At 64.9% G+C, this 22,472-nt stretch carries 20 protein-coding genes; 16 read left to right on the forward strand and 4 right to left on the reverse strand.

All coding sequences use genetic code 11. The annotated features are described in order from the left end of the window. Window positions 1-33: 33 nt before the first annotated feature. Window positions 34-972 carry a manganese-dependent inorganic pyrophosphatase gene (locus tag A5777_RS19815; protein WP_064863957.1) on the reverse strand — a complete coding sequence of 313 codons (939 nt, stop codon included), beginning with the start codon at window positions 970-972 and terminating at the stop codon, window positions 34-36. Between the two features lie 156 nt (window positions 973-1,128). Between A5777_RS19815 and A5777_RS19820 the strand changes: the two genes are divergently transcribed. The 4 genes from A5777_RS19820 to hisG all read left to right on the forward strand — a co-directional run bounded on the left by A5777_RS19820 (window position 1,129) and on the right by hisG (window position 4,763). Continuing rightward, window positions 1,129-2,796: a hypothetical protein gene (locus A5777_RS19820; protein WP_064863958.1), complete on the forward strand. Its 1,668-nt coding sequence runs from the start codon at window positions 1,129-1,131 to the stop codon at window positions 2,794-2,796. A 51-nt stretch (window positions 2,797-2,847) separates the two neighbouring features. Continuing rightward, the gene (locus A5777_RS19825; RefSeq protein ID WP_064863959.1) at window positions 2,848-3,522 is read left to right on the forward strand and encodes an HAD family hydrolase; all 675 of its coding nucleotides are present in this window, start codon (window positions 2,848-2,850) and stop codon (window positions 3,520-3,522) included. A 38-nt stretch (window positions 3,523-3,560) separates the two neighbouring features. Then, a complete protein-coding gene (locus tag A5777_RS19830; RefSeq protein ID WP_197494490.1) occupies window positions 3,561-3,842 on the forward strand; it encodes a phosphoribosyl-ATP diphosphatase in 282 nt (93 codons plus the stop codon). A 75-nt stretch (window positions 3,843-3,917) separates the two neighbouring features. Then, window positions 3,918-4,763 (forward strand): ATP phosphoribosyltransferase, encoded by an 846-nt coding sequence (gene hisG / locus A5777_RS19835; RefSeq protein ID WP_064864014.1) that lies wholly within the window; start codon window positions 3,918-3,920, stop codon window positions 4,761-4,763. Window positions 4,764-4,791: 28 nt separating this feature from the next. On the opposite strand, the gene A5777_RS19840 is transcribed toward hisG, so the two are convergent. After that, a complete protein-coding gene (locus A5777_RS19840) occupies window positions 4,792-5,634 on the reverse strand; it encodes a thioesterase family protein (protein WP_064863960.1) in 843 nt (280 codons plus the stop codon). Between the two features lie 234 nt (window positions 5,635-5,868). On the opposite strand from A5777_RS19840, the gene A5777_RS19845 reads away from it, so the two are divergent. Then, window positions 5,869-7,506, forward strand: coding sequence for a hypothetical protein (locus A5777_RS19845; protein WP_064863961.1), 1,638 nt, complete (start codon window positions 5,869-5,871; stop codon window positions 7,504-7,506). A 40-nt stretch (window positions 7,507-7,546) separates the two neighbouring features. Here A5777_RS19845 and A5777_RS19850 read toward each other — a convergent pair whose 3' ends face one another. Next, entirely contained in the window at window positions 7,547-8,506 is a 960-nt protein-coding gene (locus A5777_RS19850) for a RecB family exonuclease (RefSeq protein WP_156529438.1), read from the reverse strand. A 119-nt stretch (window positions 8,507-8,625) separates the two neighbouring features. Between A5777_RS19850 and A5777_RS19855 the strand changes: the two genes are divergently transcribed. Together A5777_RS19855 and arc are read left to right on the forward strand one after the other, a co-directional pair. Then, window positions 8,626-9,456, forward strand: coding sequence for a tRNA (adenine-N1)-methyltransferase (locus A5777_RS19855; RefSeq protein WP_064863962.1), 831 nt, complete (start codon window positions 8,626-8,628; stop codon window positions 9,454-9,456). 189 nt (window positions 9,457-9,645) lie between these two features. Beyond that, entirely contained in the window at window positions 9,646-11,433 is a 1,788-nt protein-coding gene (gene arc, locus A5777_RS19860) for a proteasome ATPase (RefSeq protein ID WP_064863963.1), read from the forward strand. Window positions 11,434-11,542: 109 nt separating this feature from the next. Here the strand turns inward: arc and glgP are convergent, their stop codons facing one another. Next, a complete protein-coding gene (gene glgP / locus A5777_RS19865; protein WP_064864018.1) occupies window positions 11,543-14,116 on the reverse strand; it encodes an alpha-glucan family phosphorylase in 2,574 nt (857 codons plus the stop codon). Between the two features lie 91 nt (window positions 14,117-14,207). On the opposite strand from glgP, the gene dop reads away from it, so the two are divergent. The 9 genes from dop to tatC all read left to right on the forward strand — a co-directional run bounded on the left by dop (window position 14,208) and on the right by tatC (window position 22,472). After that, window positions 14,208-15,707 (forward strand): depupylase/deamidase Dop, encoded by a 1,500-nt coding sequence (gene dop / locus A5777_RS19870; RefSeq protein ID WP_064863964.1) that lies wholly within the window; start codon window positions 14,208-14,210, stop codon window positions 15,705-15,707. A gap of 208 nt (window positions 15,708-15,915) precedes the next feature. Further along, the gene (locus A5777_RS19875) at window positions 15,916-16,107 is read left to right on the forward strand and encodes a ubiquitin-like protein Pup (protein ID WP_005202935.1); all 192 of its coding nucleotides are present in this window, start codon (window positions 15,916-15,918) and stop codon (window positions 16,105-16,107) included. Further along, on the forward strand, window positions 16,104-16,985 hold the full coding sequence (gene prcB / locus A5777_RS19880; protein WP_005202936.1) for a proteasome subunit beta: 882 nt from the start codon (window positions 16,104-16,106) through the stop codon (window positions 16,983-16,985). The genes A5777_RS19875 and prcB overlap by 4 nt, the downstream gene beginning before the upstream one ends. After that, entirely contained in the window at window positions 16,982-17,782 is an 801-nt protein-coding gene (gene prcA / locus A5777_RS19885) for a proteasome subunit alpha (protein WP_064863965.1), read from the forward strand. The genes prcB and prcA overlap by 4 nt, the downstream gene beginning before the upstream one ends. 44 nt (window positions 17,783-17,826) lie before the next feature. Then, window positions 17,827-19,185, forward strand: coding sequence for a Pup--protein ligase (gene pafA, locus A5777_RS19890; RefSeq protein WP_049697377.1), 1,359 nt, complete (start codon window positions 17,827-17,829; stop codon window positions 19,183-19,185). A gap of 16 nt (window positions 19,186-19,201) precedes the next feature. Beyond that, window positions 19,202-20,188: a helix-turn-helix transcriptional regulator gene (locus tag A5777_RS19895; protein WP_005202942.1), complete on the forward strand. Its 987-nt coding sequence runs from the start codon at window positions 19,202-19,204 to the stop codon at window positions 20,186-20,188. Beyond that, a complete protein-coding gene (locus tag A5777_RS19900; protein ID WP_064863966.1) occupies window positions 20,188-21,150 on the forward strand; it encodes a helix-turn-helix transcriptional regulator in 963 nt (320 codons plus the stop codon). Before A5777_RS19895 ends, A5777_RS19900 begins: the two co-directional genes overlap by 1 nt. Window positions 21,151-21,195: 45 nt before the next feature. After that, entirely contained in the window at window positions 21,196-21,468 is a 273-nt protein-coding gene (gene tatA / locus A5777_RS19905) for a Sec-independent protein translocase subunit TatA (RefSeq protein WP_064863967.1), read from the forward strand. 20 nt (window positions 21,469-21,488) lie between these two features. Beyond that, entirely contained in the window at window positions 21,489-22,472 is a 984-nt protein-coding gene (gene tatC, locus A5777_RS19910; RefSeq protein ID WP_005202947.1) for a twin-arginine translocase subunit TatC, read from the forward strand.

The raw sequence follows: 22,472 nt of genomic DNA on the forward strand, positions 1-22,472 counted from the left end.
GCGCGCGCGTCATGTGGTGCGCCAGTACTCGCGTCATGTGGTGCGCAGTACTTCGGTCAGCTGCGGGACGATCTGCTTCTTCCTGGAGACGATCCCAGGCGCCTTCGCGTGGCCGTCGCGGACGGTCACGTCAAGTGCCTTTTCGACGGCCTCGACAGGCGACCCGACGACGAGAAGATCGGAGTCGACCCTCAGCACGTCGGTGATCAGTAGCAGGAACAGGTCGTATCCCTGTTGTCGCGCTTCGGCGTTCATCGCGGCGAGAAACTCTTCGCTGCGTGCGAGCAGACTGTCGACGTCGACGGTGTTGATCTGTGCGACGCGGACCGTCGTCGATCCCATCGTGTAGCTCTTGGCGTCGCGTTCGATGAGTTCGGCCGCAGATGCGTCGCCGACGTCGGAGCCGGCGCGGAGCAGGTCGGTGCCGTAGTGGTCGAGGTCGATGCCGGCGCGCTCGGCAAGATCCTGTGCGGCTGTCCGGTCCAGGTCAGTGGTGGTCGGCGAGTGCAACAGGAGGGTGTCGGAGACGATTGCCGACACCATCATCCCCGCGAGGTCCGCCGGTGGGGTGAGGTCGTTCTCGCCGAACATCCGGTGAAGGATCGTGCAGGTGCAGCCGACGGGCTCAGCGCGAAACCACAGTGGTGCAGCGGTCTCGAAGTTGGCGATCCGATGATGATCGACCACCTTCTGAACGGTCACGTCGGCGACATCGGCGACGCTCTGCTGACGTTCGTTGTGGTCGACGAGGATCACCCTGTCGGCCTCCGGACGCGCCCGCTCAATGACACGCGGCGCGTCGACACCGAAATGATCAAGCGCATAACGGGTTTCGACGCCGGGTTCGCCCAGGGCGACGGCTTCGACGTCGAGTGAGGGATCGAGCGTGCGCTCGAGGTGCGCCATCGCGAGCGCCGACGCGATGGCATCGGTGTCCGGGTTGCGGTGACCGAAGACGAAGACCTTCGACATGACTCCTCCGAGACTGCTCGACTACGTCCGTGCCCTTCGACACTACGACGATTCGACACTACGACGATTCTGCGTGGGGCGATCTGGCCATGGACGAGTCGGCCCCCGGGGTTGATCAAGCGCGGTGAATCGAGGGGGTGAACCCCGCGGGGTGATATGAACCTCGGAAGAACCGGACAGCTTGTTTCCACCGACTTCCCAGGCTCGCCGATCACACTGGACACCGTGTCGTCGACTCTCACTCCCGCAGACGTGCCCGAAAACTCGAGCATCCCCTTCGCCGGAACCGCGCAGCCCGCCCCGATTCCGCACCACCCGACCCGGCACGACGCTGTGCCCCGGTGGCTGCGCTGGTGCGTTCTCGGCGTCGTGCTGGCGGTAGGGCTAGGTGTGCGGTGGTACTTCCTCGATCGTCAGACGATGGACTACCAGAACTTCTTGAGCCGCTGGTACGACACCCTCGACCAGCAGGGATTCGGTGCGTTCCGTGAGCAGTTCGCCGACTACAACTACCCCTACCTCGATCTGATCTGGCTCCTCACCGTGCTGCACGTGCCGTCACTGATCGGCATCAAGGCGCTGTCGATCATCTTCGACGTGGCGCTGGCGAGCTTGGCGTACCGGATCGTCGCACTACGCACCGATCGTTTCTGGTTGCAGGCGTTCGCCTTTGGCGTCGTGTTCCTCCTGCCGTCGGTGATCATGAACAGCGCCTGGTGGGGTCAGGCCGACGCCGTCTACACCGCGTGCGTGGTCGCCGGGATCTACTTCCTGCTGCGCGCCCAACGAAGCGATACTCGTGAGGGCGACACTTCCGAGGGCGATTCTGGGCGACAGGCGCATGTCTGGAATCGGTCTGCGTTGAATGTGCGTGAGTGGAAAGTGCGTGCGTGGAATCCGTACGTGTCGAACTCCGTGGTCGCGTGTGTGTTCTTCGGCCTGGCGATCAGCTTCAAGCTGCAGGCGATCTTCGTGTTGCCGGTGGTGTTGTGGTTGCTCGTTCGCCGTCGCATCCCCTGGTACGCCCTGCTGGCGATACCCGCCGTCTACGTACTGCTCGACATTCCCGCGGTGTTGGCGGGCGCGTCGTGGTCGACGGCACTCTCGGTGTATCTGAACCAGACCGACTCTTACAAGCAGCTCACGCTCGGCGCGGCGAACCTCTATCAGCTCATTCCGATCTCGGGGGACGCCACCTGGTTGGCACATCTCGGTATCGGGCTGGCCGCGCTGGTGATCGTGGTGTTCCTGGCCTGGTCGCTGTGGAAGAAGCCGGCCGTCACGCCTGCCTCGATCCTCGTCGTGGCCACGGCGAGTGCCGCCGTCGTGCCGTTCCTCTTGCCCGCGATGCACGACCGATACTTCTACGCCGTCGAGATCCTCAGTGTGATCGCCGCGTTCTACCTCCCGCTACGGTTCATCGCGGTGCCGGTCCTGATCCAGGCGTCGGCGATCGGCGTCTACCACTCGTCACTGTCCGGCGATCAGGGCCACGGCATGACCAGGCAGTTCCACGGCACCAGTGGTGGTGCCGGCCAGCTCTCCGGACAACCCGGGGGACAGCCGTCCGGACAACCGGCGGGGCAGCCACCTGCCGGCCAACAAGCTGGCCCCGGCGGACCGGGTGGACGCGGCGGACAGCACGGGCCGGGTCGACCGGATGCACATGGCGGAAGCGGTCGCTACACGTCGGGCCGGGGCGATACCGCGCTGACCGTCTACGCCTCCCTGATGGCCGCGTCGGTGCTGGGACTGGTGATCAGCGTCGTCGACGCAGTCAGACGTCCGGCCTCGCGCCCCGCGCACGACGACGTCGCCACGTGAGCCGAATCACCGGATTCGCTGCGCGTTGTCCGCATCGGCGATGATGCTCGGGTGACGACCTCGACAGAACCAGCCCGTCCGGCCGCGGTCCTCTGGGACATGGACGGCACGCTGCTCGACTCCGAGAAACTGTGGGACATCGCCGTCGCCGAACTCTCCGAACGTCACGGCTACGTGATGACGCCGGAGCTCCGCGAGTCGACACTCGGCAACTCCATGAGCGACGCGCTGACCAAGGTCTTCGACGCTTCCGGCGTGCCCGTCGACGAGCGTGACTACGCCGCCGACGAGCGCTGGCTGCTCGATCGGGTTGCTCAGCTGTTCTCCGTCGATCTGCCCTGGCGACCAGGCGCACTCGAGGCGCTGACGACAATCTTCGACGCGGGCATCCCCATGGCGTTGGTGACCAATACGGTGCGTGAGCTGACCGATCAGGCACTCGGCACCATCGGCCCGCACTTCTTCGCAGTCACCGTGTGCGGAGATGAGGTGGAATTCGGCAAACCGGCGCCTGATCCCTATTTGCGGGCGGCGACCCTGCTCGGCGTCGAAGCCAGTCAGTGTGTCGCCGTGGAGGATTCGCCGACCGGAACTCAGTCGGCGGTATCCGCCGGATGCACGACGATCGTCGTGCCGTCGGCCGCCGACGTCCCGGCCGGTCCCCGACGCCGCTTTCTGCGCAGCCTCGACGGTTTGACGATCATCGACCTCGCACGGCACGACTAGTCGTTCGGCGATCCCGTGAGTCGATCCCATGTGCGCGCATGGGACAATCGACACCCGTGAAGACCTTCGATGAGTTGTTCGCGGAGCTGACCGACAAGGCGACGACGCGTCCCGCAGGTAGTGGCACCGTCGCCGCACTCGACTCCGGCGTGCACACACTGGGCAAGAAGATCATCGAAGAGGCCGGCGAGGTGTGGTTGGCCGCCGAATACGAATCCGACGAGTCGCTCGGCGAGGAGATCTCCCAGCTTCTCTACTGGCTTCAGGTGATGATGATCAAGCGGGGCCTCTCACTCGAGGACGTCTACCGCCATCTGTAGGCCGTGACCGATTCGGTCCCGGCCCGCCCGACCTACAGACCACAGACGATTCATCGACTTCCCCCTGGAGTGACCATGCTGCGCGTTGCAGTCCCCAACAAAGGTGCCCTCTCCGAGTCGGCCGCCGCCGTGCTGGCCGAGGCGGGCTACCGCAAACGATCCGACTCGAAGGATCTCACCGTCCTCGACATCAACAATGACGTCGAGTTCTTCTTCCTCCGACCCAAAGACGTCGCCATCTACGTCGGCGCGGGCACGCTCGATCTCGGCATCACCGGGCGTGATCTCGCTCGCGACTCGGGTGCCCAGGTCGACGAGGAGCTCGCGATGGGCTTCGGGTCCTCGACCTTCCGCTATGCAGCTCCCGCAGGTCAGAAGTGGAGCGTCGACGATCTGGGCGGTAAGCGCATCGCGACGTCGTATCCGAACCTGGTGCGCGACGACCTCGCGTCGCGGGGGATGACAGCCGAGATCATCCGCCTCGACGGCGCAGTCGAGATCTCGATCCAGCTCGGGGTCGCCGACGCGATCGCCGACGTCGTCGGCTCCGGACGGACCCTGCGCCAGCACGGCCTCGAGGCATTCGGCGAATCGCTCTGCGACTCCGAGGGTGTGCTGATCAGCCGTGCGGGCGTCGACCCCGACAAGCGCGCAACACAGTTCATCAAACGAGTGCAGGGCGTCGTGTTCGGACAGCAGTACGTGATGATCGACTACGACTGCCCTCGATCGCTGTTGGAGCAGGCGACGGCCATCACTCCCGGCCTCGAGTCGCCGACGGTCGCTCCGATGGCCGACCCCGAGTGGGCGGCCGTGCGCGCAATGGTGCCACGTCGCGATCACCAGAACCTGATGGACGAGCTCTCGGAGCTGGGTGCGCGCGCGATCCTCGCGTCGGACATCCGTTCCTGCCGTTTCTGACGTTCGTCGAACCGGCTTCGCGGTACGGTCAGCGCGGACCGAGCAGAACGGTTTGGGCGGAGCGACCCAAGAATCCGTCGACGTCGTAGAGATCGGCGAATGTGGCGCCGTAGCCGTGCCTGCCTGCGGCCATGTCGGCGTCGATGCCCAACCAGGGCGTCGTCGGCTGGCCGACGAGGTGCACCGTGGTGTCGGTGTTCATCCACGTCCACTCGTCCGGTCGCAGCGTCGTGCCGAGCCCGTTCGCCACGTCGAGAACGGTGAAGACGGACTCCAGATTCGACATTGTCTCGCCTTCTACCAGGTCGATCGACGGCTTGATCCATACCGCCGGTGTCTGACCGTGCAGGCCCGGCGTCGCTGCGGTGTCGGTCGTGCCGATGAAACCGACGGTGCCCCAGTCGACGCCCAGGTCACTGTCACCCGTGACACCGCGAACCACGGGCAGCGTCTCCGGGGAGGGCAGTGGTTCGCGCGGTGCGCGTGTGATCGTGGTCGAATCCGTTGTGCGCATGCGCCACCCGACACTCTGCGCCGCCAGTCGGTACCTACCGTCGGGTTGCCTGACCTCCAGATCGGCTTCGATGAGCGCGATCTGTTGTCCGGGACGAACCACCCTGGCCCGCACCCGGTTGAGCCCCAGACCGATGGGCCCGAGGATCTCGGTGGTCACCCGCGTGAACTCCTGTGTGGGATCCGGCGCACAGCGCAGAAGACTGCGCATCAACAGCCCCGCCGGGGGTCCTCCGTGCTGGATGTCTGAGGCCCACACACTCAGAGTGGCAGCGGTCGGAGAAAAGTACTCGAAATCGTCAGCATCGTCGTCGGAGTTCGGGATGTCGTCGACGCGCTCGTAGTAGCAACTCTCCACGACCCGACCCTAAATGACGTGAACCCCACGTACCCGACCAGGTCAGTGTCATCCGATCAGACGCTTTCACTACTGCGTTCAGACTAATTCTCGACGTGTGCACGGCGTCGATCTGGTCAAACGACCAGACTCAGCGCTGTTCGCGACAGTTACATCGACTATTGAGATCGCAATATTCGGTCACGGACGTCCCTGCTGCCAACCGCACGGCGGCACTGACTCACGAGGTTGCCTGTGTACCGACTCCGGAAATCGTTCGGCAGTGCTGCCGTCGGTTGCGCGCTCTGTGCGGGAACCGTTCTTCCCCTCGCCCTCTCGTCGACAACCGCGCACGCGGGCGTACCTTCCGTCGCGGCAACTCAGGACACCGTCAACGGCCTCGCCGCCGATGGCGTGTTTCGCCCGGCCGACCCCGACGACGGCACAGGTCCGGACTGGTTGAGTACGGCGATCGGAGCGCACAACGGCGATGTTCTGATCGTCGTCACCCCGGGTACCGACGACGGAACTCTTTATCCGCGGATCAGAGGCTTCCGTGCCGGCGACCGACCGACGTACATCATCGACTACCCCGAGGCGATCGGCCCGATCATCAGCGGACGCTCGGGCGCTTCACTGCCGATCTTCGCGCCGTCCTACGATGAGTCGCGCGACATTGCCGTCACGCAGAACCTCAAGGCCATGCATGCCTTCGCGACGCAACAGGGCGAGAATCCGACCGTCGTCTATACCGGCTTTTCGCAGGGTGCCGAAGCCCTCGGCAACGCGGCCGAACAGGCCGTCGCCAGCAACGCAGACGGGACGGCGATCGACGTCGACAAGTCCTACGTCCTGCTCATCTCGGATCCGCGCAGCCCCTGGGGGCTGAAAGCATGGGCTGCCGACCACCCGGCAGTGGCCGGGCTGATGGAGCTGGCGGGTGCCGAGTCCAACGGAGCGCGCGACCCGCAGGCGACAGGCGATCTACCGGTCACGTCGGTGATCGTGGTCGGTGATCCCGTCGCCAACTTCCAATGGGTCTGGAATCGACCGGTGAGTTCACTCCTCGTCGACGCTGCCGGTTTCCTCACGGTCCACACCGGACTCGGCGAACAGAACTACGGCAACCTCATCGACTACAGCCAGGAGCCGACAGTTCTGCACAGTGCGGACGGCAACACCACCTACCTCGTCTACACACCGAAGCACCATCCGTTGACAGCGCTTGCGGTACTGATCAACACTCGCCTGGGCATCCCGTTCGACGACGATGACGTCGCCCGCTGGGACAGCGTGAACAACGCCTTCTACCCGCTCCAGGCGCCGGGGGTGCAGAACGCGGCCGTCGACGTCGTCGACCCGACCGCCGCACGCACGGCACCGACGGACAAGCCCGGTTCGGTGTCGGGTGCCGCAGTCGCGAACACCCCAACGCCCGCTCCCGCCGCGTTGTCGACGAACACCGACGAGTCCGTAGGCGACCGACATCTCGCCGATGCCCAGCCGTCAACGAAGGGCCGCCACCGCGCGCCCGAGCGAGCTACCACGCCGCCGCCCGCAGCGTCGGCACCCGCTCTCGATTCGAACACCACCAACCCGTTGCCGCTGACCAAGCCGGCCGAAGACGCGAGCCCAACCGAGCAGCACTCACCAGCAGTACTCCCATCACCACCAGTGCCCCACTCACCGGCAGCCACCCACCCGTTAGCAGGGTCGCAGTCACCGACGGCTCCGCAGACGCAGTCGGACGGACCCCAATCAGGCGGACCCCGACACGCTGCGGATGCACAGCCCGACGCGCCCCGTGAAGGGGTATCTGGAGGCGGGGTCGCGGAACGCGGCAAGCATGCGATGACCGGACACGGTCGGCATGCGGCCGAAAATGCCGCTTAGGCAACAGGATTCGGACGAGATGGGCTGACCGGTCGCGCGATCAGGCGACAAATCCGGGCGGGGGACCGGGGTACTCCGGTATCTCGCCACCGAACTCAGGGCACCGAGACTTGTGTTCACACATCCGACACAGGGCGGACCGTCGAGGCCGGAAGTCGCCGGAGGCGACTGCTTCGCGGATCGCCTGCCAGATGGCCGAGAGGGTACGACCGAACCGTTCGAGCTCGTCGCGGTCGGGCGTGTAGCTGAGCACCTGGCCGTCGGAGAGATACATGAGCTGGAGCCGATGGGGCACCACACCCCGAATCCGTAGGATCGCCAGCGCATAGAACTTCATCTGGAACAGCGCTTTGGCCTCATACCCTTCACCGGGCGCGCGGCCGGTCTTGTAGTCGACGATTCGGATCTCGCCGGTCGGCGCGACGTCGATTCTGTCGATGAAGCCCCGCATCAGGACGTCGTCGCTTTCGATCTCCACGTGTTCTTCGACGGACTCGGGTGTGAACGCGGTGGGGTTTTCGAGGCGGTAGTAGTTACCGATCAGCTTGATCGCCTTCTCGACGAATTTGTCGTCGTCGCCGTCGAGGATCGCCCCCAGCGACGGGTCGGCTTCGCACATCGCCGCCCACGCGCCCTCGACGAGGAATTCGGCAGACTCGCGGGTACGGAGCTCTGCGGGCAGATCGAACAGATTCTCCAGCGCCGCGTGGACGACCGTGCCGCGTGTCTGCGCCTGCGTCGGCGTCTCCGGGAACCGGTCGATGGCGCGATAGCGGTAGAGCAACGGGCACTGTTTGAAATCGGCGGCCCTCGACGGTGACAGGGCAAGCGGCCGGCCGACGAGTCCCCGCCCATGTCCGAGCCCATGTCCCTGCCCGCTCGCTTCGGTACTCAACGCCGAGGAGGTCGCGGTGGCCTGGGCGGGCGAGGTCGCAGGGTGTCCGGCCGCGCCGTCGTTCTGGGCGATGGTGTCGGCGGAGGACCCGGGGTACGAAGTCATGCTCACATTTGGCAGGGTAGGTCGCGGCAGTGACATTGCTGCCGCCCGACATGCGCACCCTGACCTCGGATGTTTCTCATCGGTCACATGCGTCACATCAGTCTCGAGAGGAAACACACATGGCGTCGAGTGGCGCGTTCGTCGTGGGCGACAGGGTCCAGCTCACCGACGCCAAGGGCCGTAAGTTCACGGTCAATCTCGAAGAGGGCAAACAGTTCCACACCCACCGTGGCGCCATCTCGCACGACGATCTGATCGGATCTCCCGAGGGCAGCATCGTCTCCGCCACCAGCGGCACCGAGTACCTCGCTCTACGACCATTGCTCGTCGACTTCGTCCTGTCGATGCCGCGCGGTGCGCAGGTGATCTACCCCAAGGATTCCGCACAGATCGTCAGCGAGGGCGACATCTTCCCGGGTGCTCGTGTTCTCGAGGCGGGCGCCGGCTCCGGAGCCCTGACGTGCTCGCTCCTGCGGGCCGTCGGGTCCGAGGGCGAAGTCGTGTCGTACGAGATCCGCGAGGATCATGCCGACTACGCCCGTCGCAATGTCGAGACATTCTTCGGCGGGACGCCCGCCAACTGGTCGTTGACCGTCGCCGACCTCGTCGAGATCGATACCGATGAGCGATTCGATCGCGTCATCCTCGACATGCTCGCGCCGTGGGAAACCCTTGATGTCGTTCGAACGGTATTGAAACCAGGCGGGGTTTTGACCGTGTATGTGGCAACGGTCACGCAACTCTCGCGGGTCGTCGAAGCGCTTCGTGAACAAGAGTGCTGGACCGAGCCGCACGCGTGGGAATCGCTCGTCCGTGACTGGAGCGCTGTGGGTCTCGCGGTGCGCCCCGAGCACAAAATGCAAGGACACACGGCTTTTCTCATCACCGCACGGCGCCTGGCCGACGGCGTCACGACGCTGCGCCCGCAGCGTCGTCCGACAAAGGGATGAGCACAGCGCAGCAGGTATGAACAAAACGCGGTCCCCTCGGAGAAACACCGCGAATACGTTGCGAAGACTCACATTTAACACACCGTCAACACCGCGTATCGCGCGGTGCGCGGCGATATTTGCTGCCTCCCGGTAGCGTGGTGTTACGGCGCAACCCACTGGGGTCGTTGCCGGGGAGAGGAGTCAGCAATGACCGAATCTGATCGCCATGAAGCCTCCGGTGAGAATGTGGCAGACGAGACCGCGAGCAATTCCGCCGGGGAACAATTCACTCCTGCTTACACGCCCCCGTTGCGCGCAGAAGCCGGCCGTCCGTCCTTCGGACGTCAAGCAGACGCTTCGGACCTCCAGGAGCGGGTCGACAACCTGACGACACGCAATGCCAAGCTCCTCGAGACCCTCAAAGAAGCACGACAGCAACTCGTAGCCCTCCGCGAAGAGGTCGACCGCCTCGGACAGCCGCCGAGTGGATACGGCGTACTTCTCGAGATCTATCCCGACCAGACCGTCGATGTCTTCACGTCGGGCCGCAAGATGCGGCTGACCTGCTCGCCCAACATCGATCTCGACTCGTTGAGCAAGGGTCAGACGCTGCGCCTCAACGAGGCGCTGACCATTGTCGAGGCGTGCGAGTTCGATTCGGTCGGTGAGATCAGCACGTTGCGCGAGGTTCTCGGCGACGGTCAACGCGCACTGGTCGTCGGCCATGCCGACGAAGAGCGGGTCGTGTGGCTCGCCGAACCACTGCTCGGTGATGTCGACGGTGAGGACGGTAAGCGTCGCAAGCTACGCCCCGGCGATTCGCTGCTGATCGACACCAAGGCCGGCTTCGCGTTCGAGCGAGTCCCCAAGGCCGAGGTCGAGGATCTCGTCCTCGAAGAGGTGCCGGACGTCGGTTATGAGGACATCGGTGGTCTCGGCAGGCAGATCGAGCAGATCCGCGACGCCGTCGAACTGCCGTTCCTGCACAAGGATCTGTTCCGCGATTACGCATTGCGTCCACCAAAGGGAGTGCTGCTCTACGGACCTCCCGGTTGCGGCAAGACGCTCATCGCCAAGGCGGTCGCCAACTCGCTTGCCAAGAAGATCGCAACTGCGCGCGGCGACGATGCCAAGGAAGCGAAGTCGTACTTCCTGAACATCAAGGGTCCCGAGCTGCTCAACAAGTTCGTCGGCGAGACCGAGCGCCACATCCGATTGATCTTCCAGCGTGCACGTGAGAAGGCGTCGGAGGGCACGCCCGTCATCGTCTTCTTCGACGAGATGGACTCGATCTTCCGTACCCGCGGCTCAGGCGTCTCGTCCGACGTCGAAACCACTGTCGTGCCACAGCTACTCAGCGAGATCGACGGTGTGGAGGGCCTCGAGAACGTCATCGTGATCGGCGCGTCCAACCGCGAGGACATGATCGACCCGGCAATCCTGCGGCCGGGACGTCTCGACGTGAAGATCAAGATCGAGCGACCCGACGCCGAGTCGGCGATCGACATCTTCTCGAAGTACCTCGTCGAGGAACTACCGGTACACGCCGACGATCTCAACGAGTTCGGCGGTGATCGCACCGCATGCGTCAACACGATGATCGAGAAGGTCGTCGAGCGGATGTATGCCGAGAGTGACGAGAACAGGTTCTTGGAGGTCACCTACGCCAACGGCGACAAGGAGATCATGTACTTCAAGGACTTCAACTCCGGCGCGATGATCCAGAACGTCGTCGACCGTGCGAAGAAGTACGCGATCAAGTCGCAGTTGGAGACCGGCGCCCCCGGTTTGCGGGTGCAGCACCTGTTCGATTCGATCCTCGACGAGTTCGCCGAGAACGAGGATCTGCCGAATACCACCAACCCCGACGACTGGGCGCGTATCTCGGGCAAGAAGGGCGAGCGGATCGTCTACATCCGCACGCTGGTCACCGGCAAGAGCTCCGGCGCAAGCCGTGCGATCGACACCGAGACCAACACCGGTCAGTACTTGTAGACCTTCGGTACTTGAGGCCTTCAGTACGTGTAGGCCTTCGATACAGACAACTGCGGCCGACCCATAACGGGTCGGCCGCAGTTGTGTCTGTCCCCGTCGCGTTTCGGGCTTACGACGGCATCGCGGGCGGTTCACCCGCCGACGCCGGGTAGCGCACCAAGCCCAGTTCGGCATCGTCGGTGAGCAGCGGATGCCGCGGCAGCACACGCGCGGTGTAACCGAGCACCCCCGATCGATACGGTGCGACCGCCGCGCGGAAGCGCGTTCGGCCGGAGGCATCTGTCCCGGGCACCGGTTCCATCGGCGAATGCACCGCGTCGTAGATGTCGCCGTCGTCGGTCACCCGACCGAGCACGGCTTGCACGGTCACCTCGTCGGGCGCGAGTTCGCCGAGCGAGACGTGCGCCGTCAGGTCGAGCTCGTCGTCGGGTGTCGTCGACTCGTCGATCCCGGCGATCGCCACCGACTTCCACGACGACGCGAGCGTCGAACGGTACGAGGCGAGCGAGGTGGCCAAGGCGTACCCGTCGGCGCACGCCTGCTGGTACGAAATCCCAGCGGGCACATAGAGTTCGAGGGTGTAGTCGCGGACCATGCGCGACGCGAGCACCTTGGGACCGAGCACCGCGAGAGTGTGGCGGACCATCTCCACCCAGCGCGTCGGCACGCCGTTCTCGCGTGCGTAGTACAGCGGCACGACGGTCTCCTCGAGCAGCGAGTACAAAGCCTCGGCCTCGAGGTCGTCGCGACGATTCTCGTCGTTCACACCTTCGGCCGACGGAATTGCCCAACCGTTTTCGCCGTCGGCCATCTCGTCCCACCACCCGTCGAGGATCGACAGGTTGAGTCCGCCGTTGAGCGCCGACTTCATCCCCGACGTTCCGCACGCCTCCATGGGACGTACCGGATTGTTGAGCCACACGTCGCAGCCTGCGTAGATGTGTCTCGCCATCGAGATGTCGTAATCGGGGAGGAAGACGATGCGGTCGCGCAGTTCGGGATCCTCGGTGAACTTCACGATCTGTTGGATGAGCGCCTTGCCGCCGTCGTCGGCCGGATGCGCCTTACCCGCGACGACGAGCTGCACCGGCCGTTCCGGATCGGTGAGGATCCGGCGCATCCGGTCTGGGTCACGCAGCATCAGCGTCAGTCGCTTGTAGGTGGCCGCCCGTCGCGCGAAGCCGATGGTCAACGAGTTGGGGTCGAAAAGATCTGCGGTCCAACCGAGTTCGGCGTCGGTGAAGTCGCGGTCGCGGCCACTTGCATAGGCGCGACGTCGGACCTCGTCGACTAGTCCAGCGCGCAACTCCGAGCGGATCGCCCAGAGGTCTGCGGCGGGCAAGGCCGCGTAGACCGCAGGTGCGGCGTCCTCGTTGCCCCCGCTGACGTCCTGCCATTTGCGCGCAACCCACGTCGGTCCGTGCACGCCGTTGGTGACCGCACCGATCGGCACCTCGTCGGCGTCGAACCCGGGCCACAGGTCGGAGAACATCTCGCGACTGACCGCGCCGTGCAGTTGCGACACCCCATTGGATCGCTGACCGAGGCGAAAACCCATGTGCGCCATGTTGAAGACACCCGGATTCGATTCATCGCCGAGTTCGAGAACCGTGCTCGCCGACAGCCCCGGCAACAGATTCGACGTTCCGTCGGGTCCCGGATCGAGGTAGAAGCGCACGAGATCGTCGGGGAAGCGGTCGATTCCGGCGGGGACGGGGGTGTGCGTCGTGAAGATCGTCGACGCTCGGACCACGGACTCCGCGGAATCGAAGTCGAGCCCAGCGGAGTCGACGAGCTCGCGGACTCGCTCGACACCGAGGAACCCCGCATGGCCCTCGTTCATGTGAAAGACGGTGGGCTGTGCGCGTTCTGCGAGACGGACGTATTCACGCAACGCGCGCACCCCACCGACGCCGAGCAGGATCTCCTGCTTGATGCGGTGGTCCTGATCGCCGCCGTAGAGACGGTCGGTGATCCCGCGCAGTTCGTCGTCGTTGGCAGCGATGTCGGAATCGAGGAGCAGCAACGGGATTCGACCGACGGTGGCCAGCCACACCTGTGCGTGCAGCGTGCGTCCGCCGGGCATCGAGATCTCGATGATCACAGGCTTCTCCGCGGCGTCGGTCAGCAACGCCAGCGGTAGCGCACCCGGATCGTTGACCGGGTACCGCTCGATCTGCCACCCGTCGTGCGAAAGACTCTGCCGGAAGTAGCCGCACCGATAGAAGAGCCCGACGCCGATCAACGGAAGACCGAGATCCGATGCCGCCTTGAGGTGGTCGCCCGCGAGGATGCCGAGACCGCCGGAGTAGATCGGGAGCACTTCGGAAATGCCGAATTCCATCGAGAAGTAGGCGATTCCATCGGGCATGGGGTCTCCCGACGCCGCGCGATCGCCGTACCACTGGGGTGACGTGCAGTACTCGTCGAGGTCTGCACGCAGCGCGGTGAGTCGCGCGAGGAACTCAGTGTCGGAGGACAACTCGGTGAGTCTCTCGGGCGACACCTCCGCGAGCAACCGCAGCGGATCACCGGTCCCTTCCCACCTGGCGGGGTCGATGGTGGCAAACAAATCCTGGGTCGGTGCATGCCAGACCCAGCGGAGATTGTGAGCGAGAACGGCGAGATCGGACAGGGGAGCGGGCAACGGAACCCGAACGGTGAACCGGCGGAATGCTTTCACGTGTAGAAGGTCCCACACGAGCGTCGCCGGTGCGACCGATGCGAGGTGGTGGGTCCGACCTTTCATCCGACCGACATCTAGTCTCAATACCATGCAGCGAATCATCGGCACCGAGGTCGAGTACGGGATCTCCGCGCCAGGCGACCCGACCGCGAATCCGATAATGACGTCGACACAGGCGGTGCTCGCGTACGCCGCAGCAGCCGGGGTGCCGCGCGCCAAGCGCACGCGCTGGGACTATGAGGTCGAATCACCGCTGCGCGATGCCCGCGGATTCGATCTGGGGCGCGGGACCGGACCAGCACCCATCATCGACGCCGACGAGATCGGCGCCGCGAACATGATCCTCACCAACGGGGCGCGTCTCTACGTCGACCATGCGCATCCCGAGTACTCGGCCCCCGAGGTCACCGATCCTCTCGATGCGGTGATCTGGGACAAGGCGGGCGAGCGGGTGATGGAGGCAGCAGCCCGCCACGTCGCGAGTGTGCCCGGCGCTCCGCGTCTGCAGTTGTACAAGAACAACATCGACGGAAAGGGTGCGTCCTACGGCACCCACGAGAACTACCTGATGAGTCGCGACACGCCATTCACCGCGGTCATCGGGGGCCTCACGACCTTCTTCGCCTCGCGTCAGGTCATCACCGGCGCGGGTCGCGTCGGCATCGGCCAGTCCGGCGACGAAGCGGGCTACCAGCTCTCGCAGCGCTCGGACTACATCGAGGTCGAAGTCGGACTAGAGACCACGCTCAAGCGCGGCATCATCAACACCCGCGACGAACCGCACGCCGATCCCGAGCGCTACCGCAGACTCCACGTGATCATCGGCGACGCCAATCTTGCCGAGACCGCTACATACCTCAAGGTCGGCACGACGTCGCTGGTACTCGACCTCATCGAGGCCGGCGTCGACTTCTCCGACATCGAACTCGCGCGCCCGGTCTCGGCGGTACACGCGATCAGCCATGATCCGACGCTGCAGGCGACGGTGGCGCTGACCGACGGCCGCGAACTCACCGCGCTGGCACTCCAGCGTGAGTACCTCGAACGATGCACGAAGTTCCACGAGCGTGAGAACTCCGACGACGCGCGAGCGATGGACGTGCTGAGCACCTGGGCCGATGTGCTCGACCGGCTCGAGCGCGACCCGATGGAATGCGCCGACATCCTCGACTGGCCCGCAAAGCTCCGCATTCTGGTAGGGTTCCGGCAGCGCGAGGGACTCGGCTGGTCGGCCCCGCGACTGCAGTTGATCGACCTGCAGTACTCCGACGTCCGACTCGACAAGGGCCTCTATAACCGTCTGGTGGCGCGCGGCTCGATGAAGCGACTCGTCGACGAAGCCGACGTGACGCGCGCGATCACCGAACCCCCGGAGAACACTCGCGCATACTTCCGTGGCGAATGCCTGCGCCGGTTCGGCGCCGACGTCGCCGCAGCGAGCTGGGACTCGGTCATCTTCGACCTCGGTGGCGATTCGCTGGTGCGGATTCCGACGCTGGAACCGCTGCGCGGAAGCAGGGCACACGTCGGCCAACTCCTCGACTCCGTGCACTCGGCGTCCGAGCTGGTCGATCAACTGACGACCTGACCCGTTGTCGACGGGGACGTGTTCAACCCTCTTTTCGCTTGAACCCCCGGTAGTGTGGATTCACGAGTTGGATGTGACTGCGCCGCACCGCGATGCAGGAGGAAGCGACGAGCGAGTAAAGCGAGCGATGTCGCTGACGACGAAGAGCGGTGACCAGAGGCGCAGTCACAGGCCGGGGCGGAGCCCCGGCAAAACCTAAGGAGTGCACATGGCGCAGGAACAGACCACTCGCGGCGGCGGTGGAGACGACGGCGAACTCGGCTCCGACGGCAGTGCGGGCCAGGAACGGCGTGAGAAGCTCGCCGAGGACACCGATGACCTCCTCGACGAGATCGATGACGTGCTCGAAGAGAACGCTGAAGACTTCGTGCGCGCGTACGTGCAGAAGGGTGGCCAGTGAGCGAGACGTTCGGTTCACTGTCCCCGTCCGGTCCCACCAGAAGTTCCCACCCCACATTCGGCGCCGACATCTCGTCGTTCACCGACTATCTGCGGGTCAACGCGCCCGACCAATTGCCACAGGCGAGAGCTGAACGCATGGGCACCTTCACCTCGACCACCGACACCTCCGAGATCCCGCACGGCACCACCATCGTTGCCGTGAGTTTTCCCGGCGGTGTGGTGCTCGCGGGCGATCGACGCGCCACGATGGGCAACATCATCGCGACTCGCGACGTGCAGAAGGTCTACGTCACCGACGAATACTCGGCGGCGGGGATCGCGGGCACGGCCGGTATCGCCATCGAAATGGTCCGACTGTTCACCGTCGAGCTCGAGCACTACGAGAAGATCGAGGGTGTTCCGCTGACCCTCGACGGCAAGGTCAGCAGGCTTGCCTCGATGGTGCGCGGCAACCTCGGCGCCGCGATGCAGGGGCTGGCCGCCATCCCGCTCCTCGTCGGCTACGACATCGACCACGACAGCCCGACCGAGCGGGGTCGCATCTTCTCCTTCGACGTCGCCGGTGACCGCCACGAGGAGTTCGGCGGCTACCAGGCCATCGGCTCCGGTTCGGTGTTCGCGAAGTCGTCGTTGAAGAAGCTCTACCGTCACGATCTCGACGCCGGCTCGGCGCTCGCTATCGCCGTCGAATCGCTGTACGACGCGGCCGACGACGATTCGGCGACAGGTGGTCCCGACATCGTCCGCAAGATCTTCCCGACCGCCGTCGTCGTGAGTGCCGAAGGCGCGCAAGAGGTTCCACCCGCCGACATCGAGGCGGCAGCCCGGGCGATCATCGAGCGCAGAGCTGCAGAGCATGAGGAGGCGCCGCGATGACCTTCCCGTATTACGCAAGTGCCGAGCAGATCATGCGCGATCGCTCGGATCTCGCGCGCAAGGGAATCGCCCGTGGGCGCAGCGTGGTCATCCTGACCTACGCCGACGGCGTGCTCTTCGTCGCGGAGAATCCGTCGAACACCCTGCGCAAGACGAGTGAGATCTACGATCGGATCGGCTTCGCCGCTGTCGGCAAATACAACGAGTTCGAGAGTCTGCGCAAAGCAGGTATCCAGCTCGCCGACATGCGTGGCTATTCGTACGATCGGGCCGACGTGTCGGCGCTCTCGTTGGCCAACACGTACGCAAACGCGTTGGGTTCTGTGTTCACCGAGCAGCCCAAGCCGTACGAAGTCGAGTTGTGCGTGGCCGAGGTCGCCCGTTTCGGAAAACCCAAGCCCTCGCAGTTGTTCCGCATCAGCTACGACGGCTCGATCGCCGACGAGACGCGGTTCATCGTCATGGGCGGCGCCACCGATGCCATTTCGGCGGCGCTGAAGGACAGCTACGAGCCCGATCTGCAACTGGCAGATGCCCTGAAGATCGCGGTGGACGCGCTCTCGACCCCGACTGAGGCGTCGAACGGAACCCCAACTGCGCCACGCGAACTGAGCCCTGGCGATCTCGAGGTCGCGATCCTCGACCGCAATCGCCCCAGGCGCGCGTTCCGACGACTGACCGCCACGGCGGTGGCCGACCTGCTGCCCGCACCTGCCGCAGAGTCGAGCGAATCGACACCGTCCGACGGCAGCGGCGATGCGGCGGGCGACGCCCCGAGCGATTCGGGCGCGTCCTGATCGTGCAACCGGTCGACGCCGGATTCCGCGGGTAGGGTTGAAGAGTGCAACGTCGAATCATGGGCATCGAGACGGAATTCGGTGTCACCTGCACCTTCCACGGCCATCGCCGACTGAGTCCAGACGAGGTCGCGCGGTACCTCTTCCGACGGGTCGTGTCGTGGGGGCGCTCATCGAATGTGTTCCTGCAGAACGGCGCGCGCCTCTACCTCGATGTGGGGTCGCACCCCGAGTACGCGACGGCCGAGTGCGACAGCCTCATCCAGCTGATCAACCACGATCGCGCCGGTGAGCTGGTACTCGAGGATCTCCTGGTCGACGCCGAACAGCGACTCGCCGACGAAGGTATCGGCGGCGACATCTACCTGTTCAAGAACAACACCGACTCGGCGGGCAACTCGTACGGATGCCACGAGAACTATCTCGTCGTCCGAGCGGGGGAGTTCTCCCGGATCTCCGACGTCCTGCTACCGTTTCTCGTCACCCGCCAGCTGATCTGTGGTGCGGGCAAGGTGCTCGCAACGCCAAAGGCCGCCACCTTCTGTCTCTCGCAGCGTGCCGAGCACATCTGGGAGGGCGTGTCGTCGGCGACGACGCGGTCGCGTCCGATCATCAATACGCGCGACGAGCCCCACGCCGACGCCGAGAAATACCGCAGACTCCACGTCATCGTCGGCGACTCCAACATGTCGGAGATGACCACTCTGCTCAAGGTCGGCTCCGCGGCACTCGTGCTGGAGATGATCGAGGCAGGGGTCGCTTTCCGCGACTTCGCTCTCGACAACCCGATCCGCGCGATTCGCGAGGTCAGCCACGACACGACGGGCACGCGCCCGGTCCGCCTCGCGGGTGGACGGCAGGCCACAGCACTGGAGATCCAGCGCGAGTACCACGCACGTGCCGTCGAGCATCTGGTCAATCGCGCGCCGGATCCAGAGATGGACATGGTGGTCGATCTGTGGGGACGGATGCTCGACGCCGTCGAGGCCGACGACTTCTCGAAGGTCGACACCGAGATCGACTGGGTCATCAAGCGCAAGCTGTTCCAGCGCTATCAGGACAAGTACTCGATGGAGTTGTCGGATCCGAAGATCGCGCAACTCGACCTGGCCTATCACGACATCAAACGCGGACGAGGTGTCTTCGACCTCCTCTCGCGCAAGGGTTTGGTCACGCGCGCGACGACGGACGAGGCGATCAAGACCGCTGTCAACGAGCCGCCCCAGACGACGAGGGCCAAGTTGCGCGGTGATTTCATCTCCGCGGCGCAGAAGGCCGGTCGCGATTTCACTGTCGACTGGGTCCACCTGAAGCTCAACGACCAAGCTCAGCGCACGGTGTTGTGCAAGGACCCGTTCCGCAGCGTCGACGAGCGCGTCGATCGCTTGATCGCATCCATGTAGCCGTAAGCTGCATGGCGTGGTTACGTCGAAAGTCGAGCGTCAGATCAACCTGGTGATCTGTCTGCTCTCGACCAAGCAATACGTCACCGCTGAGTACATCCACCGCAACGTGTCCGGCTACCACGACCAGGAGCGTTCCGACGAGGCGTTCAATCGGATGTTCGAGCGTGACAAGAACGATCTGCGCGATCTCGGGGTGCCGCTGGTCACCGGTCCTTCGCCGGAGAGCGGGATCGAGGGATATCGCATCGATCCAGACTCGTACTCACTGCCCGACATCACGCTCGATGAGCAGGAGGCTGCGGCCATCGCGATGGCCGCAGCGCTCTGGGACAACTCCGACGTCTCGACCATCTCGCAGACCGCCGTCCTCAAACTCCAGGCAGCGGGAATCGACGTCCGTGCCGACGACGAGATCGGTGTTGCGGCGGTATCGCAGCGTTCCCTCGGTGGTGAGCAGTCTCTCGCGCCAACGCTGGCAGCGATCGACGGTGGCCAGGCCATCACGTTCACCTACCGCGCGGGCGCGACGTCGTCGGGAGAGACGAGGACGCTCGAACCGTGGGGCGTGGTGACTCATCGGGGTCGGTGGTACGTCGTCGGCCACGACCGTGGTCGCGAGGCAACACGGACCTTCCGGCTGAGCAGGCTTTCTGATGTCACCGCCACCGGGTCGGCCGGGGTCGTACACCGTCCGGAGCACACCGACCTGCAGCAGATCGTCGCCGACGCAGTCGATTCCGCGACCGGTTCGGATGGTCGCGCGGCACGTGTCTGGGTGGCGAGCGGCCGGGCGGCAGGGCTTCGACGTCTGGCGACGTCGAGCACACCTGCTGTCTTCGACGGTGAGGACGGTGACGATCTCGTCATCGAGATCAGGTCACTGAGCACGCTGGCCCGCATGATCCTGGCCGTCGGCCCCGACGCGGTGGTTCGAGAACCGGCCGAACTACGTGACCTCGTGGTCGCGGGTCTCGACCGGATCGGCGGGGTGAACGCCTGATGTCGACCGCACAATCGCGGCGCTTGAGCCGACTTCTCGCGCTCGTCCCTTACTTTTCGACGCGCGGCGGCATCTCCATGGAGAAGGCCGCGAGTGACCTCGGGGTCACACCTGCACAACTCCGCAAAGATCTGGAGCAGCTCTTCGTCTGCGGACTGCCGGGTTATTACCCGGACGACCTCATCGAGCTCGAGTTCTCCGAAGGCTATGTCGATGTCGGGTTCACGGCGGGCATGGACCGCCCGCTGAGGTTGACCGGCGCCGAGGCCAGCGTGCTGCTGGTGGCCCTGCAAGCACTGGTCGATATGGCAGGTGTTCTCGACCAGCAGGCCGCGCGGCGAGCCATCGCCAAGATCGAACAAGCCGTCGGAAAATCACTTCCGGCGGTCGCGACGGTGTCGGTCGACGACGACGAGAAGAACCCGACCTACGCGACCGTGCGGCGTGCGGTGACCGAAGGCCGCGCACTCGACCTCACGTACTACTCGGCGACGCGCGATTCGGTCAGTCAGCGGGTCGTCGATCCGATACGCCTGCAGGGACTGAACTCCAACACCTACCTCGAAGCCTGGTGCAGAGGCAGCGAGGGCGTGCGCCTGTTCCGGTTCGACCGGATCGAGGCCGCACAGCTACGCGACGAGCCGTCGACTCCGCCCGCGTCCGTGGCGGGCACGCAGCAGTCCGTGCTTCTCGGCGACGACCCCGACCACCGCTCGGTCGAGATCGAGATCGATCCTGAGCAGGCTTGGGTTCTCGACTACTACCGGATCGATCCGCTCGACGACGTGGTCGTCGCCAAGGAGAGCGATGAGCCGATCAGGGGTCGACTCGCGTACGGCTCACCGGAGTGGTTGACGCGATTCCTCCTGGGGTTCGGCGGCACCGTGCGGGTCGTCGACGATCGAGATATCGACGACGCTGTGACCAATGCCGCACGCGCAGCGCGAGCGCGCTATCGCTGAGTGTCGCGGTAGGATCGTTGTGAAGACAAGCGGAAGGTAATCCTGATGGGTGCAATGTCGTGGTGGCACTGGCTGATCGTGCTGGTGGTCGTGCTACTGCTGTTCGGCTCAAAGAAGCTTCCCGACGCGGCGCGTGGCCTCGGTCAGTCGCTGCGGATCTTCAAGAGCGAGGTCCAGGAGATGCAGCGCGAGGGCGATTCGACCCCTCCCAAGACCACAGCATCCCCCGACGAAGCCACACCGCAGCGTGAACTCCCGTCCTCCGACGCGAGCACCACTGCGCAATCCGCCCCGGATCAGACCAAGAAGTCGGCGTAGCCGCGCACTGGGACACCTGAGTGCGGATTCCATTCGACCCGAGGTACCGCAAGCGCAAACTCAACCCCGACGGCACGATGCCGTTGGTGGAGCATCTGTTCGAGCTGCGTACCCGTCTGCTCATCTCGATGGCCGCGATCGTCGTCACGACGATCCTCGGCTTCGTCTGGTACTCCTACGGGATATTCGGACTCCCGACGCTCGGCGATCTGCTCCGTGAGCCCTACTGTTCGCTACCCGCGTCATCCCGCGCGACCCTGACCGCGGACGACTCCTGCCGCCTCCTGGCGACAGGGCCATTCGATCAGTTCATGCTGCGCCTCAAGGTCGCACTGACCGCGGGCGTCGTGCTCGCGTGCCCGGTGTGGCTCTACCAGATCTGGCAGTTCGTCACTCCCGGCCTGCTGGAGAAGGAACGCAAGTACGCGATCTCGTTCGTGACGGCAGCCGCGGTGCTCTTCGTGGCCGGCGCTGTGCTGGCTTACCTCGTCGTTGCGAAGGCCTTCCACTTCCTGCTGACCGTCGGCAACAACGTGCAGGTGACCGCGCTGGCGGGCGATCAGTACTTCGGGTTCATGATCCACCTGCTCATCATCTTCGGCGTGAGCTTCGAGCTGCCTCTGCTGATCGTCGCGTTGAACACTGTGGGTGTACTGCATTATCCGCGGCTCAAGGCCTGGCGTCGCGGATTGATCTTCGCCCTGTTCGTGTTCGCGGCCATCGTGACCCCTGGCCAGGATCCGTTCACCATGCTCGCCCTTGCGCTCGCCCTGACCGTGCTGCTCGAGGTGGCCATTCAGTTCTCGCGCTTCAACGACCGGCGCCGCGATCGGAACACACCCGACTGGGCGTCGATCCCAGACGACCAGGCGAGCCCTCTGCCCGATGTATCGCCGCGTCCGCGACCGTCGACGGTCGGAGCGCCCACGTCGGTGTCGTCGGGAATGGCCCCGCAGGGCCGCGCCTCCGTGCGCGACGCCTCGACCTTCGACGATGTTCTCTGA

Origin of the sequence: Gordonia sp. 852002-10350_SCH5691597 (assembly GCF_001665715.1) — a bacterium.
In the GTDB taxonomy this organism is placed as follows: domain Bacteria; phylum Actinomycetota; class Actinomycetes; order Mycobacteriales; family Mycobacteriaceae; genus Gordonia; species Gordonia sputi.